The 14,223-nt window shown below is 62.0% G+C and carries 9 protein-coding genes; 4 read left to right on the forward strand and 5 right to left on the reverse strand.

Features of this window, described 5'->3' with window-relative positions; translation table 11 throughout:
• Positions 1-47: 47 nt before the first annotated feature.
• The 3 genes from HAQ05_RS08795 to HAQ05_RS08805 all read right to left on the reverse strand — a co-directional run bounded on the left by HAQ05_RS08795 (position 48) and on the right by HAQ05_RS08805 (position 3,100).
• Complete coding sequence (locus tag HAQ05_RS08795; protein WP_190419499.1) at positions 48-899, reverse strand: pirin family protein; 852 nt, start codon at positions 897-899, stop codon at positions 48-50.
• Positions 900-1,017: 118 nt separating this feature from the next.
• The gene (locus HAQ05_RS08800) at positions 1,018-1,797 is read right to left on the reverse strand and encodes an MlaA family lipoprotein (RefSeq protein WP_190419501.1); all 780 of its coding nucleotides are present in this window, start codon (positions 1,795-1,797) and stop codon (positions 1,018-1,020) included.
• The gene (locus HAQ05_RS08805) at positions 1,790-3,100 is read right to left on the reverse strand and encodes a type 1 periplasmic-binding domain-containing protein (protein WP_190419503.1); all 1,311 of its coding nucleotides are present in this window, start codon (positions 3,098-3,100) and stop codon (positions 1,790-1,792) included. Before HAQ05_RS08805 ends, HAQ05_RS08800 begins: the two co-directional genes overlap by 8 nt.
• Positions 3,101-3,536: 436 nt before the next feature.
• On the opposite strand from HAQ05_RS08805, the gene HAQ05_RS08810 reads away from it, so the two are divergent.
• Positions 3,537-4,409 carry a glycine betaine ABC transporter substrate-binding protein gene (locus HAQ05_RS08810; RefSeq protein ID WP_190419505.1) on the forward strand — a complete coding sequence of 291 codons (873 nt, stop codon included), beginning with the start codon at positions 3,537-3,539 and terminating at the stop codon, positions 4,407-4,409.
• A 45-nt stretch (positions 4,410-4,454) separates the two neighbouring features.
• Here the strand turns inward: HAQ05_RS08810 and HAQ05_RS08815 are convergent, their stop codons facing one another.
• Both HAQ05_RS08815 and mfd read right to left on the reverse strand, forming a co-directional pair.
• A complete protein-coding gene (locus HAQ05_RS08815; protein ID WP_190419507.1) occupies positions 4,455-6,773 on the reverse strand; it encodes a DEAD/DEAH box helicase in 2,319 nt (772 codons plus the stop codon).
• A 9-nt stretch (positions 6,774-6,782) separates the two neighbouring features.
• Entirely contained in the window at positions 6,783-10,238 is a 3,456-nt protein-coding gene (mfd, locus tag HAQ05_RS08820; protein ID WP_190419509.1) for a transcription-repair coupling factor, read from the reverse strand.
• 219 nt (positions 10,239-10,457) lie between these two features.
• Here mfd and HAQ05_RS08825 point away from each other — a divergent pair, with 219 nt between their 5' ends.
• The 3 genes from HAQ05_RS08825 (at position 10,458) to HAQ05_RS08835 (ending at position 14,186) form a co-directional block, all read left to right on the forward strand.
• The gene (locus HAQ05_RS08825) at positions 10,458-11,912 is read left to right on the forward strand and encodes a glyceraldehyde-3-phosphate dehydrogenase (RefSeq protein WP_190419511.1); all 1,455 of its coding nucleotides are present in this window, start codon (positions 10,458-10,460) and stop codon (positions 11,910-11,912) included.
• Positions 11,913-12,219: 307 nt separating this feature from the next.
• Complete coding sequence (locus tag HAQ05_RS08830) at positions 12,220-12,531, forward strand: DUF485 domain-containing protein (RefSeq protein ID WP_190419513.1); 312 nt, start codon at positions 12,220-12,222, stop codon at positions 12,529-12,531.
• The gene (locus HAQ05_RS08835; RefSeq protein ID WP_190419515.1) at positions 12,528-14,186 is read left to right on the forward strand and encodes a cation acetate symporter; all 1,659 of its coding nucleotides are present in this window, start codon (positions 12,528-12,530) and stop codon (positions 14,184-14,186) included. Before HAQ05_RS08830 ends, HAQ05_RS08835 begins: the two co-directional genes overlap by 4 nt.
• Positions 14,187-14,223: the final 37 nt, after the last annotated feature.

Genomic DNA, 14,223 nt, shown 5'->3' on the forward strand with positions numbered 1-14,223 from the left:
TTCAGCCCCAGAACCCTCGTAGCGAAGCGCCCAGCGCAGCGGGGCGGCTACCTCACCAGTTGGCCACGGCGTAAATCGCTCAGGGCCTGCTCGATCTCTTCGTGGCTGTTCATCACGAAGGGCCCATATTGCACGATGGGCTCGTTCAACGGCCGGCCCGCGATCAACAATAGTTTGCCGCCGCTGGCGCTGCTTAAATTCACCTCACCGTGCTCACCCAGGCGCAACAGGCGCCCCGCGCCCACTGGCTGCGGGTGGCCGTCGAGGGTTACGCTGCCGTCGTACACGTACAGCAGCACCCGGTGCCCGTCGGGTATCTTCGGCGCCACGGCGGTACCCGCCGGCAGGTGCAGGTCGAAGTAGTGCGGCTCGGTCCCCGGGCGTTGCACGGCGCCAAGCTGGTCCACACCGCCCGCCTGAAACCGACCGGCGATCACGATCACCTCGATGCCGTTTTCCAAGCGCACGCGCGGTAGCTGCGCCGGCGGGATATCGCGGTAGCTTGCCGGCCCCAACTTGGCGCTGGCCGGCAAGTTCAGCCATAGCTGAAAACCGCGCATGGTGCCTTCTTCTTGTTCCGGCATTTCGCTGTGCACCACCCCGCCTGCCGCGGTCATCCATTGCACACCACCGCTGGCCAGCAGGCCCACGTTACCCATGTGGTCCTCATGGCGCATGCGCCCTTCGAGCATGTAGGTCACGGTTTCGAACCCACGGTGGGGGTGGGGCGGGAAGCCCGCGATGTAGTCGTCGGGGTTTTCCGAGCCGAACTCGTCCAGCATCAGGAATGGGTCGAAACGCTCCGGGCCCGGGCCGCCGAACACTCGGGTCAGGCGCACGCCAGCGCCGTCGGAAGCCGCTTGGCCAAGGTGTTCGTCAAGAACAATTCGCAACGTCATGAAACAGGCTCCGATCAGGTCACGGTATCGGCGCCATGCTAAGCCGGAATGAGGCAGGGATGGGTCAGTTTTTTGCCCGGGACCGATCAAGGCATTGGATAGGTCCCGGGCATGCAGGTTATTCCGCGATCTGCAGTTTGCGCGACTCGGTGTACACGTAGCGTACTTTTTCGTATTCGAACGGCGAGTTGAGCTGGCCATAGCGGAAGCTTGTGGTATAGCGCTTATCGATGCCGCGCAACACAATGATTTCCGGGTGCCGGCCGCTTTCTTGCGACACATTGAGGAAGTTGATTTGTGCTTCGCCGCCATAGTCGGTCAACAGGCCGGTGGTATCGCGCAAGTTCGATGGGCCGAAGATCGGCAGCACGATGTAGGGGCCGTTGGGTACGCCGTAATAGCCCAGGGTTTGGCCGAAGTCTTCGTTCTGCTTGGGCAAGCCGAGCTTGGTGGCCGGGTCCCACAGCCCGGCAATCCCCAATGTGGTGTTAACCACCAAGCGCCCACCGACTTGCAGCGAACGCTTGCCCTTGAGCTGTAAGGCCGCGTTCAGCAAATTGGTCACATCGCCCAGGTTGCTGAAGAAGTTACTCACACCGCTGCGCACGAAGCGCGGGGTGATGAACTGGTACCCTTGCACCACCGGCAGAAACACCCATTCGTCGAAGCGATAATTGAAGTGGTATACGCGCCGGTTCCACGACTCCAGCGGGTCGTACACTTCGAGGGCGCTTAGGGTAGAGCGCTCGAACTCGCGTTGGTCCAGCCCAGGGTTGAAGTTCAACTGCTTAAGCGGTTCCTTGAACCCATCTGGGTCCGTGGCCGTGCTGGGCGGCTGTGCTGCATGGGCTACGCCTGTGAACGACAAGGCGGCCAGGAGAAGGTATTTCTTAGCCACGGAACCACTCCAGCATGGCGTCGGCGTTGACGCGGTAATTGAGGTTGCCGCAATGGCCGCCGAAGGGGTAGACGGTCAGGCGGTCGCCGAAGGTCTTGCGTAGAAAATTCAGGTCGCCGGGGCCCAGGATCACATCATCGGCGTTGTGCATCACGGCGATCTTGCTGTTGCTGTGCAAGTAATCCTTCAGCGCATAAAGGCTGACCTGGTCGATCAATTGCAGCACGCTGCCGCCGTCGGTGCGGGCGCGCCACATGGGTATCACTTGCTCGGTCATGTAGCAGTCGAAGTCGCATTGCAGCGCCCGGCGCATGAACGGCGTGAGGCTGGTACCTTCGCGGATCGGGTATTTCACCGGGGTGATCAGGCCGCGGCGGTTGATCAGGTCGGAGGTGAACGCAATGTCGGCGGCCGAAAAGCGGAACGATACACCGATCAGCATGGCCAACTGCTCGTTCGACAGATGTTGCTTGGACTCTTGAAAGTCATACAACAAGGCGTCGTTGAGGTCGATGTAGCCCTTTTGCTGGAAGTAGCGCGTCAACTTGCTCAATACCAGCTCATAAAACGTGGTGGAGCTGTCGATGCCCTTGACGCGGGTTTGCACCAGCTTGTCGAGGTTGTTGATGGAGGTATAGAGGTTTACCGGTGGGTTGAGCAGCAGCACCTTCTTGAAGTTGAAACTGCGGCGGGTTTCATCGAGCTTGCTGACGAAGGCCGCATCCAGCGCACCGAGGCTGTAACCGGAAAGGTAGAAATCGGTGATCGGCAGCTTGGGATGCTGTGCGCGCACCGCCTGCATAACCCGGTACAGGTCTTCGGCGTCGTCGCTGGTGATGCCAGGGGTGGCAAAGCGCGAAGCGGCGCTGATGAAATCGAAGCTGGTGGGCGAAGACAACTGCACCACGTGGTAGCCGGCTTGCCAGAACAGTTTTTTCAGGAATTCATTGATAGCGCTGTTATAGGCCGCGCCGGTACCGGCAATGAGAAAGATCAGCGGGGCAGCGTGGTCCTGTTTGGCCAAGCGATAACGCAGCTTTTTCACCGCCCAAAAGTTGTCTGGCAGGATGAGCTCACGTTCCGGGCGGATATTGAGTGTGTAGTCGGCCTGGTCGATATCTTCGTCCAGTGGCAGTTTTGGCCGCAGGTCTGGCGGGGTCGTGGCGATGGTTGCCTCGAACGGGTTGGTCAGGGGGAAACCGTAACCGGCCGCGTCGATGTCCCTGGCCTGCGCCGGGCTGAGCGTAAGCGCACTCATCAATAGCCCGCCGAGCAGGGCGGCCAAGCGCAAAGGTCGAAGCATGATGAAGATATTCCTGAGGCTAATGCAGCTGACTAGACAACACCCCTGGTGGCGAGTTGCCAACCCGCGCCATTTAATATTTTTGCGGGTGGGTTTACTGCACAAACGATACACCGAATAGCCAAGCGGCATGTAGAGGCAGGTGCGGCTTTTATTGTCGTGGCGCCGCCCTGGTGCTTGGGCCGAAACGGTGCGCCGCGCATTGCGATGGCGTTTTTCGGCCCCGACGTTGTGCAGGCCGGCGCCCCGCCTTGCGGCGCGCTCAACAGCTACGGTACGGGTGTCGTTAGCGGCTGCCTAGAGGTCGCAAAGGGATCAGGCCGCCGCTGGCGCCCAGCCGATGATCGCAACGGCAGTATCACTGGCAACCACACAACCAATAAAACATCACTTCACGCTCGACCTGGTCGAGCCCAGCCTTTTCGGGGAGTCATGCATGAAATACGGACGTATTCTAGGCGCGGGCGCCGCCCTGGTGGTGGCCATGAGCGCCACCTTCGCCCAGGCCAAGGAACAGTTGCAGATCGGCTATGTAGACGGCTGGTCGGACAGCGTGGCCACCACCTTCGTCGCGGCTGAAATCATCAAGCAAAAGCTTGGCTATGACGTCAAGCCCACCGCGCTGGCCGCCGGCATCATGTGGCAGGCGGTCGCCGCCCGCAAGCTCGACGCCATGCTCTCGGCGTGGCTGCCAAACACCCACGGAAAGTACTGGGAAGAGTACGGTAACGATGTGGTGGACTATGGCGCCAATTTCAACGATGCCAAGATCGGCTTGATCGTGCCTGATTACGTCAAGGCCAAGAGCATCGAAGACCTCAAGGATGACAAAAGCTTCGACGGCAAGATCTTCGGCATCGACGCCGGTGCTGGTGTGATGCTCAAAACCGACCAGGCGATCAAGGACTACGGCCTGAGCGGCTACACGCTGGTCGCCAGCTCTGGCGCCGGCATGACCGTCGCATTGGCCCATGCTATCAAGGCCAATAAATCTATCGCGGTGACCGGCTGGGTACCGCATTGGATATTCGGCACTTATAACGGCGAAGACAAAAAGCCGAGCTTGCGCTTTCTGGACGACCCCAAGGGCGTGTACGGCGGTGCCGAGCACGTCGACAGCATCGGCAGCAAAGACTTGGAAGGCAAGGCCCCCGAGGTGGTGGCGTTCCTGAAGAAGTTTCAGTGGAAAGACAAAGCCGAGATCGGCGGCGTAATGGTTGCCATCCAACAGGGCAAGACGCCTGAAGCCGCCGCCAAGGATTGGGTGGCCGCGAACCCCGCCCGTGTGGCGGAGTGGACCGGCCAATAAGACCTTGCCCCGCGCTGCAAGCCCAGTGGCTTTGAGCTTGCAGCTTTAGCTCAGCGGGCTAACCCCTGGTAACGGTTCGAACAACGCTTCGATGTCTTCCGGCTGCCAGCGCCAATCTCCGGCGCGGCCGCCACCCAGCACACCGGCGGCGAGCGCGGATTTTTCCTTTTGCAATTGGGCTATTTTTTCTTCCACCGTGCCACGGGTGATCAGCTTGTACACGAACACCGGTTTGTTCTGGCCAATGCGGTAGGCGCGGTCGGTGGCTTGCTGTTCGGCGGCCGGGTTCCACCACGGGTCATAGTGGATCACCGTGTCGGCGGCGGTCAGGTTCAGCCCCACGCCGCCGGCCTTCAGGCTGATTAAAAAAATCCGCTTGCGGCCTTCCTGGAAGGCCGTGACCGGTGCACGGCGGTCGCGGGTCGCGCCGGTGAGCAGGGCGTAATCGATGCCGCGCGCGGTCAGTTCGGCTTCGATCAACGACAGCATTGAGGTGAACTGTGAAAACAATAGAATTCGCCGGTCCTCGCTGGCCAGGCGCTCGATCATCTCCATGAGGCTGTCGAGCTTGCCCGAGGAGCTGCCCCGCGCCGGTGTTTCGCCGGCCAGGCGTAGGTCGCAGCACACCTGGCGCAGCTTGAGCAGCGCTTCGAGGATGATGATCTGGCTGCGCGCAATGCCGCTGCGCTGGATCTGTTCCCGCACTTTGCGGTCCATGGCCAGGCGCACCGTTTCATAGAGGTCGCGTTGGGCATTATTGAGTTCTACCCATTGGATGATCTCGGTCTTGGCCGGGAGCTCGGTGGCGACCTGCTCCTTGGTGCGCCGCAGCAAAAACGGCTTGATACGCCGGTTCAAGTGGGCCAGGCGCTGTTCATCGTCGTGGCGTTCGATCGGAACCCGGTACTGGGCGGCGAAGGTTTTGGCATCGCCCAGCCAGCCAGGCATCAGGAAGTGAAACAGCGACCACAGCTCGCCCAGGTGGTTTTCCAGGGGTGTGCCCGTCAGGCACAGCCGTTGCCGCGCCTTGAACCGGCGTGCCGCCTGCGCGGCCTTGCTGCCAGGGCTCTTGATATATTGCGCCTCGTCGAGGATCAGTACATGCAGCTTGAGCCCGGCGATTTGCTCGATGTCTTTGGGCAACAGGGCGTAGGTGGTCAGCAGCAGGTCGTAATGGCCCAGGCGATCGAAGTACTTCTTCCGGCCACTGCCTTGCAGCGCCAACACCCGCAGCGACGGTGCGAAACGCGCGGCTTCGTCGAGCCAGTTAGGTACCAGGCTGGTAGGCATCACCACCATCGCGGGGTGGTCGAGGCGCCCGGCCTGTTGTTCGCACAGCACATGTGCCAGGGCCTGCAGGGTTTTGCCCAGGCCCATGTCGTCGGCCAGCACGCCACCGACTTCCAGCTCGCGCAGGGTCTGCATCCAGTTCAGCCCCTCCAACTGGTAGCCACGCAGCGTGGCGCGCAGCGCACCCGGTTGTGCTACTTCGTGGCGCGGGCAGCCACGTAGGCGCTCGGCGAAACGGCGCAGGCGTTCGCCCCCTTGCCACTGCAGCGGCAGGCCGCCGAGCGCTTGCAACTGGCTGGCATCCGGCGTGGCCAGGCGCACCCGCTGTTCGCTGCCCTTGAGGGTGTACACATCGCCCAGCGCCGCCAGCACCGGCTTGAGCCGGCCATAGGGCAGGGCCACCTGCTTGGCCCGGCCATTCGCGTTGGCCGGCAGCGGCACCAGCAGCTGCTCGTCGTCGCGGCGCCGCGCCAGGTGCTGGGGGCGAAGCCATTCGGGGTGCTGGCGCAGTACGTTAAGCAATATCGGCAGCAGGCTCAGGCGCTGGCCGCCCACCACGATGCCCACTTCCAAGTCGAACCAATCGCGCGCCGGGCTTTCGTCCACCACGGCGTACCAGTCTTGCACCGGCTCCAGGTCAAAGGCGAAGTTCTCGGCGTATTCGATCTGCCAGCCCTGCGCCCGCAGCGCCGGGGCGTCGCTTTGCATGAAGCGCAGCCAGGCGCTTTCGCCGGCCAGTTCGAACAGTTCGCCGGCGCTTTCTGGCAGGGCCTTGCTTTGCCGGGTGGCCACCTTGAAGCCCAGGCCCAGCAGTTGCTCGCGCAACTGCCGTTCGCGGCTGGCCTGGCGTGCCACACGTTGGCGCTGGCCATGCTCGTCCTGCACCATCGGCCCCGGCTGGGTGGCGTGCACGAAATGCCCGCCGTAGCCGAACGCCAGGGCCGCGCGGTGCTGCACCTGGCGCTGCATGCGCCCATTACGCGGTTCGAAGGCGCTGAACTCGACGCTGCCCAGCCACAACCGTGGCTGCGGCACATTGGGTGGGGCGAGGGCCAGCAGGCTGTCATTCACCATGGCGCGGCCTCAAGCGGCTTTCGCTTCCAGGCGCTCGAGCAGCGCCTCGAGCGTATTGAAGCGCTCTTCGGCGCGCTCCATCGGCACGCTGAACTTGAACAGGGTAGCCCCTTCGAATTTATAGCGGTTCGGCTGGCCTTGGATCAGCTTGATCAGCACCAGTGGGTCCACCGGCGTTTGCGAGCCGAATTCCAAGCGCCCGCCCTGGGGGCCGGCATCGATCTTGACGATGCCCAGTTGTTCAGCCTTCAGCTTGAGCAAGGTCAGGCGGATCAGGTGCTTGGTCGGCTCTGGCAACAGGCCAAAGCGGTCGATCATTTCTACTTGCAGGTCTTTTAGCGCCTCTTCGTCGCGGGCCGAGGCGATGCGCTTGTAGAGAATCAGCCGGGCATGCACGTCGGGCAGGTAATCGTCGGGAATCAGTGCCGGCACCCGCAGGTTGATGTCCGGGCCACCGCCCAGCGGCTGTTCCAGGTTAGGCTGCTCGCCTTTTTGGATGGCCTTGACCGCCTGTTCGAGCATTTCCATGTAGAGGGTGAACCCTACCGCCTGAATCTGCCCGCTCTGGCCCTCACCCAACAGTTCGCCGGCACCGCGGATCTCCAAATCGTTGGTGGCCAGCACGAAACCCGCCCCCAGGTCTTGGGTATTGGCGATGGCTTCCAGGCGTTTTTCCGCATCCGCGGTAATGGCCTGGCGTGGCGGGGTGAGCAGGTACGCATAGGCCTGGTGGTGGCTGCGCCCTACGCGGCCGCGCAGTTGGTGCAATTGTGCCAGGCCGAATTTGTCGGCGCGCTCGATGATGATGGTGTTGGCGCTGGGCACGTCGATGCCGGTTTCGATAATGGTCGAGGCCACCAACACGTTGAAGCGCTTGTGGTAGAAATCGCTCATCACCTGTTCCAGGTCGCGTTCGCGCATCTGCCCGTGGCCGATGCCGATGCGTGCCTCCGGCACCAGCTGCGCAAGGTCTGCGGCGCATTTATCGATGGTTTTCACATCGTTGTGTAAAAAGTACACCTGCCCGCCGCGCAGCAGCTCGCGCAGCAGGGCTTCCTTGATGGTGCTGTTGTTCTGCTCCATCACGAAGGTGCGCACCGACAGCCGCCGGGCGGGCGGCGTGGCGATGATGGACAGGTCGCGCATGCCGGCCATCGCCATGTTCAGTGTGCGCGGGATGGGCGTGGCGGTCAGGGTGAGGATATCCACCTCGCTGCGCAGGGCCTTGAGCTGTTCTTTCTGGCGCACGCCGAAGCGGTGTTCTTCGTCGATGATGGCCAAGCCCAGGTCGTTGAACTTCACATCGCCCGACAGCAGTTTGTGGGTGCCGATCACGATGTCGATCTTGCCTTCGGCCAACTCCGCTACCGCCGCGTCGACCTCTTTGGCCGATTTGAAGCGGCTCATCACTTCTACCCGCACCGGCCAGTCGGCGAACCGGTCGCGAAAGCTGTTGTAATGCTGCTGGGCGAGCAGGGTGGTGGGCACCAGCACGGCCACTTGGCGGCCGCTGTGTACGGCGATGAAGGCGGCACGCATCGCCACCTCGGTTTTGCCGAAGCCCACATCACCGCATATCAACCGGTCCATCGGCTTGGGCGCGAGCATGTCGGCGCGTACCGCTTCGATAGCCGTTTGCTGGTCGGGGGTTTCCTCGAAGGCAAAGCCTGCGCTGAACGTTGCATAGTCCAGCGCCGGGTCGGTGAACGCATGGCCCTTGCGCGCCCCGCGGCGGGCATAGATGTCGAGCAACTCGGCGGCCACATCGCGCACCTGTTCGGCGGCTTTGCGTTTGGCCTTCTGCCAGGCTTCGGAGCCGAGCCGGTGCAGCGGCGCCAGGGCGTCGTCGGCACCGGTGTAACGGGCAATCAGATGCAGGTTGGCCACCGGCACATAGAGCTTGGCGTGCTCGGCGTACTCCAAGGTCAGGAACTCGGCCACTTGATGGTCGATTTCCAGGGTGGCCAGGCCCAGGTAGCGGCCCACGCCATGGTCGATGTGTACCACCGGGGCGCCTTCGCGCAATTCGGTAAGGTTCTTGATCACCGCGTCGTTGGCGCCGTCGTTGCGCTTGTCGCGGCGGCGGCGCTGCATGACCCGCTGGCCGAACAACGGGCTCTCGGCCACCAGCGCCAATGCAGGCTCGGTCAGGCACAAGCCTTCTTCGAGGGGGGCTATGGTGATGGCCAGGCGCGCGTCGCTCGCGACGAACGCCTCCCAACCCTCGACCACTTGGGGGCGCAGTTTCAAGCGTTCGAGCAGTTCGAGCAGTACCTCGCGGCGCCCGGCGGTTTCGGCGGTAAATAGCACCCGGCCGGGGAACTGGTCGAGGAAGCCGGCCAATGCCCCCAGCGGCTGTGCGGCCTTGGCCTCGATGGCCAGGTTCGGCAGCGGTTCGCTGGGGAAGCTCACTTGGGCCGGGCCCGGCTCACGGCTGACCACCACCCGTGGCCAAGCCTTGAGCCGGGCAAAGCAGTCTTCGACCGGCAAAAACAGCTCGGCCGGCGGCAGCAATGGGCGCAATGGGTCGATACGGCGTTCTTCGAAACGCCCGCGCACATCGCTCCAGAATTGCTCCGCGGCCGCCTCGATACCGGGCAGGGAGAACACCTGGGTATTGGCCGGCAGGTAATCGAACAGCGTGGCGGTGGCGTCGAAGAACAGCGGTAGGTAGTACTCGATGCCGGCAGGGGTGATGCCGCTGTTGAGGTCCTGAAAGATCGGGCTACGGCGGAAATCGACATCGAAACGTTCGCGAAAGCGGGCCTTGAAACGCGTCACTGCGTCTTTTTGCAGCGGGAATTCACGGGCCGGCAACAAGCGCACCGAGTCAACCTTGTCGATAGAGCGTTGGGTTTCCGGGTCGAAGGTGCGCAGGGTTTCGATTTCGTCGTCGAACAGGTCGATGCGGTACGGCAGTCGGCTACCCATGGGGAACAGGTCGATCAGCGCGCCGCGCACGGTGAATTCGCCGTGCTCGTAAACCGTGTCGACATACCGGTAGCCTGCCGCCTCCAGCCGGGTTCTCATAGCGTCTACATCAAGTTTTTGCCCAGCGTCCAACACCAGGCTGCTGCCCAGTAGAAACTGAGTCGGCGCCAGCCGATGTAGGGCAGTGGTGATCGGGACTACCAAAATGCCGTGGGCCAGTTCGGGCAGGCGATAAAGGCTGGCGATGCGTTGTGAGACGATGTCCTGGTGTGGCGAGAACAGGTCGTAGGGCAACGTTTCCCAATCGGGAAAATGCAGCACCGGAAGGTTCGGCGCGAAAAAGCGCAGCTCCTGCTCCAGGCGGTCGGCGCTCTGGCTGTCGGCGGTCAGCAACAGGGTGAAGCGCCCCGCGCCGCTCGCGGCTTCGGCCACGGCCAGCGGCAAGGCCGCGCCATGCAGGCCGGCCCAAGTCTGTTTGCCGTTAGCGGCGGCCGCGGCAGCGGTGGGTAGGGCGGGAAGGTGCAATACGGGCACGGTCGGATAACACTCCTGGCAAGCAAACGGGCGGGAATGAACAATCGACAATCATAACGGCGGGGAGTGCCAGCTGTCAGGCCCCGCATCGCTGCGCTGAACTTGCACCCCGGCGCCGTGGTCTATGGCGCCGTGGTGGCAGCGGTGCGTTGCTATTCAAGGATGGGCGAAGTCATAATGTAGCCCTGTTTTTCATCCCCTACATGTGGAAGGTTCCCCGTGACTCAGAAGCCCGACCAGTGCCTTGGTGAATGGATTGACCGTGAAGCGCTCGCCGAAGCAATGATTCCGATCATTGGTCAGCTCTACCGCAACAATAACGTGGTGAGCTCGATTTATGGCCGTAGCCTGATCAACCGTTCCGTGATTCAAATCCTCAAGGCTCACCGTTATGCTCGCCACCGCCAGGCTGACGAAAACGAGCTCTCGGTGCACGAGACGTTTGCGCTGCTCAAGGCCATGAGCGAACTCAAGCTCGGTGCGGCTTCCGTCGACTTGGGCAAGCTGGTGGAAAAATTCAAGGCCGAAGGCAACGGCCGCAACGCCGAACAATTCGTGCGTGATGAATTGGCCGACGTGGTGGGCAAGCAGACCACCACGGTGGGCGTGCGCAAGGGCCAAGACGTGGTGCTCTATGGTTTCGGCCGCATCGGCCGGTTGCTGGCGCGTATCCTGATCGAGAAAACCGGGGGCGGCGACGGCCTGCGCCTGCGCGCGATCGTCGTGCGCCAAGGCTCGAAGGACGACCTGTCCAAGCGCGCCAGCCTGCTGCGCCGCGACTCGGTGCACGGTACCTTCGAAGGCACTATCCTGGCCAATGAAGAAGACAACACACTCAACGTCAACGGTAACCTGATTCAGGTGATCTACGCCAAGAGCCCGGCCGACGTCGATTACACCCAGTACGGCATCGAAAACGCCCTGGTGGTCGACAACACCGGCGTGTGGCGCGACGCCGAGGGCCTGGGCCAGCACCTGGCCTGCCCGGGCGTGGGCCGCGTGGTGCTGACCGCACCGGGCAAGGGCAAGCTCAAGAATATCGTGCACGGCATCAACCACGGCATCATCAATGATGATGACCGCATCATCTCGGCCGCCTCTTGCACCACCAACGCCATCGTGCCGGTACTCAAGGCCGTCAACGACAAGTTCGGCATCACCAACGGCCACGTTGAAACCGTTCACTCGTACACCAACGACCAGAACCTGATCGACAACTTCCACAAGGGCTCACGCCGGGGCCGTAGTGCCGCGCTGAACATGGTGCTGACCGAAACGGGCGCCGCTACCGCCGCGGCCAAGGCCCTTCCGGAACTGGAGGGCAAGCTGACCGGCAACGCCATTCGCGTGCCCACGCCGAACGTGTCGATGGCTATCCTGAACCTCAACCTGGACAAGCCCACCACCCGCGAAGAACTCAACGAGTACCTGCGCGACACCGCCTTGCATTCGGAGCTGTCCAAGCAGATCGACTACGTTGACTCGACCGAAGTGGTGTCCACCGACTTCGTAGGTTCCCGTTATGCCGGCGTGGTCGATGCCCAGGCGACCATCGTCAACGACAACCGTGTGGTGTTGTACGTGTGGTACGACAACGAGTTCGGCTACAGCTGCCAGGTGGTGCGTGTGATGGAAGACATCGCCAAGGTCAACCCGCCAGCCTTCCCACGCTAGGGTGGTGCCCCCAGAAGCTGGCTGCACAGTGTTGACCATTGCTGCCGGGCCGTGTTGCCTTAGCGCGGTGTAACCTTGCTATGGCGCATCACGGCGCCTGGCTCGACAGCAACGTTCACAGATCAACTCTCGGGCTAACGTCTGGAACATCACACTCGCTTTTTGCACATGAACCCGGCCTTGGCGCCGGGTTTTTTGCCTCGTAGTACCGCAAGGTACCTATTCGACTAAGGTCGTCTGTTTTTGCCCACGGGCACGCCTAAAGTGGAGCATGTTCCACCCAAACCGTGCTGCGGAGACAAAAACAATGAACGACAGCATTTACCTGGCCATCCAGGAAAACCCCCGTTTCAAAGAGCTGGTGGCCAAGCGAGAGCGATTCGCCTGGGTCCTATCGGCAATCATGCTCGCCCTCTACTCGGCCTTTATTCTGCTTATCGCCTATGCGCCGCAGGTGCTCGGGGCCAAGCTCAGCCCTGGCACTTCGATCACCTGGGGTATCCCTATAGGCGTGGGGCTGATCCTCAGCGCCTTCGTGCTCACGGCCATCTATGTGCGCCGCGCCAATGGCGAGTTCGACGACCTGAACCAAGCCATCCTCAACGAGGTGCAGCCATGATTCGCCGCCTCGCTGCCGCCACCGCACTGGCGCTGGCTTCAACCTTGGCCCTGGCCGCCGACGCCCTGGCCGGCACCGTGCAGAAGCAACCGTTGAACGTAGCGGCGATCGCTATGTTCGTGGGCTTCGTTTGCTTGACGCTGGCCATTACCTATTGGGCTTCCAAGCGCAACCGCTCCGCCGCCGACTACTACGCCGCTGGCGGGCGTATCACCGGCTTTCAGAACGGCCTGGCGATCGCCGGCGATTACATGTCGGCCGCCTCGTTTCTGGGCATCTCTGCCCTGGTGTTTTCTTCCGGCTACGATGGGCTGATCTACTCCATAGGCTTTTTGGTAGGGTGGCCGATCATTCTGTTCCTGATCGCCGAGCGCTTGCGCAACCTGGGCAAGTATACGTTCGCCGACGTTGCTTCCTATCGCCTCAAGCAAACTGAAATCCGCACATTGTCGGCGTGCGGTTCGCTGGTGGTCGTAGCGTTCTACCTCATTGCCCAAATGGTCGGTGCCGGCAAACTGATCCAGCTATTGTTCGGCCTGGATTACACCGTGGCGATCGTGCTGGTGGGCATTCTGATGTGCTTGTACGTGCTGTTTGGCGGCATGTTGGCCACCACTTGGGTGCAGATCATCAAGGCGGTGTTGCTGCTGGCAGGCGCGACGTTCATGGCGCTGATGGTCATGAAATCGGTGAATTTCGATTTCAACACGCTGTTCGCCGAGGCCATCAAGGTTCACCCCAAAGGTGAAGCGATCATGAGCCCGGGCGGGCTGGTCAACGACCCGATCTCCGCGTTCTCGCTCGGGTTGGCCTTGATGTTCGGCACCGCGGGGCTGCCGCACATCCTGATGCGCTTCTTTACGGTCAGCGACGCCAAGCAGGCGCGCAAGAGCGTGCTCTATGCCACCGGCTTCATCGGCTATTTCTACATCCTCACGTTTATCATCGGCTTTGGCGCCATCTTGCTGGTGAGCACCAACCCGGCGTTCAAGGATGCCACCGGCGCGTTGCTGGGTGGTAACAACATGGCCGCGGTGCATTTGGCCAATGCGGTAGGCGGTAGTGTGTTCCTGGGCTTTATCTCGGCGGTGGCCTTTGCCACCATCCTGGCGGTGGTCGCCGGGCTTACCTTGGCAGGCGCCTCGGCGGTGAGCCATGACCTCTATGCCAGCGTGATTAAAAAAGGCAAGGCCGCCGAGAAAGACGAAATCCGGGTATCGAAGGTGACCACCGTCGCCTTGGGCGTGGTCGCCATCGTGCTTGGCATTCTCTTCGAGAAGCAAAACATCGCGTTCATGGTGGGCCTGGCATTCTCCATCGCGGCCAGTTGTAACTTCCCGGTGCTGCTGCTTTCGATGTACTGGAAGCGCCTGACTACCCGGGGGGCAATGGTCGGTGGTTGGATGGGGCTGGTCACCGCGGTGGTGCTGATGGTGCTCGGCCCGACGATCTGGGTGCAAATCCTCGGGCATGAAAAACCGATCTACCCGTACGAGTACCCGGCATTGTTCTCGATGATCGTGGCGTTCGCTGGTATCTGGTTCTTCTCGATCACCGACAACTCCACCGCCGCCGAAGGTGAGCGGGCATTGTTCTACCCGCAGTTCGTGCGCTCGCAAACCGGCCTGGGCGCCAGCGGCGCGGTTTCGCACTAGGCCTGGCCATGAAAAAACCCGCCTAAGCGGGTTTTTT

The sequence above is a fragment of the Pseudomonas typographi genome, from assembly GCF_014694385.1.
GTDB classification, from domain to species: Bacteria; Pseudomonadota; Gammaproteobacteria; order Pseudomonadales; family Pseudomonadaceae; genus Aquipseudomonas; species Aquipseudomonas typographi.

Coding starts and splice junctions, on each gene's coding strand:
- HAQ05_RS08830 (WP_190419513.1), top strand. CDS start 12,220: ATGAACGACAGCATTTACCTGGCCATCCAGGAAAACCCCCGTTTCAAA.
- HAQ05_RS08835 (WP_190419515.1), top strand. CDS start 12,528: ATGATTCGCCGCCTCGCTGCCGCCACCGCACTGGCGCTGGCTTCAACC.
- HAQ05_RS08815 (WP_190419507.1), bottom strand. CDS start 6,773: ATGGTGAATGACAGCCTGCTGGCCCTCGCCCCACCCAATGTGCCGCAG.
- HAQ05_RS08810 (WP_190419505.1), top strand. CDS start 3,537: ATGAAATACGGACGTATTCTAGGCGCGGGCGCCGCCCTGGTGGTGGCC.
- HAQ05_RS08805 (WP_190419503.1), bottom strand. CDS start 3,100: ATGCTTCGACCTTTGCGCTTGGCCGCCCTGCTCGGCGGGCTATTGATG.
- HAQ05_RS08795 (WP_190419499.1), bottom strand. CDS start 899: ATGACGTTGCGAATTGTTCTTGACGAACACCTTGGCCAAGCGGCTTCC.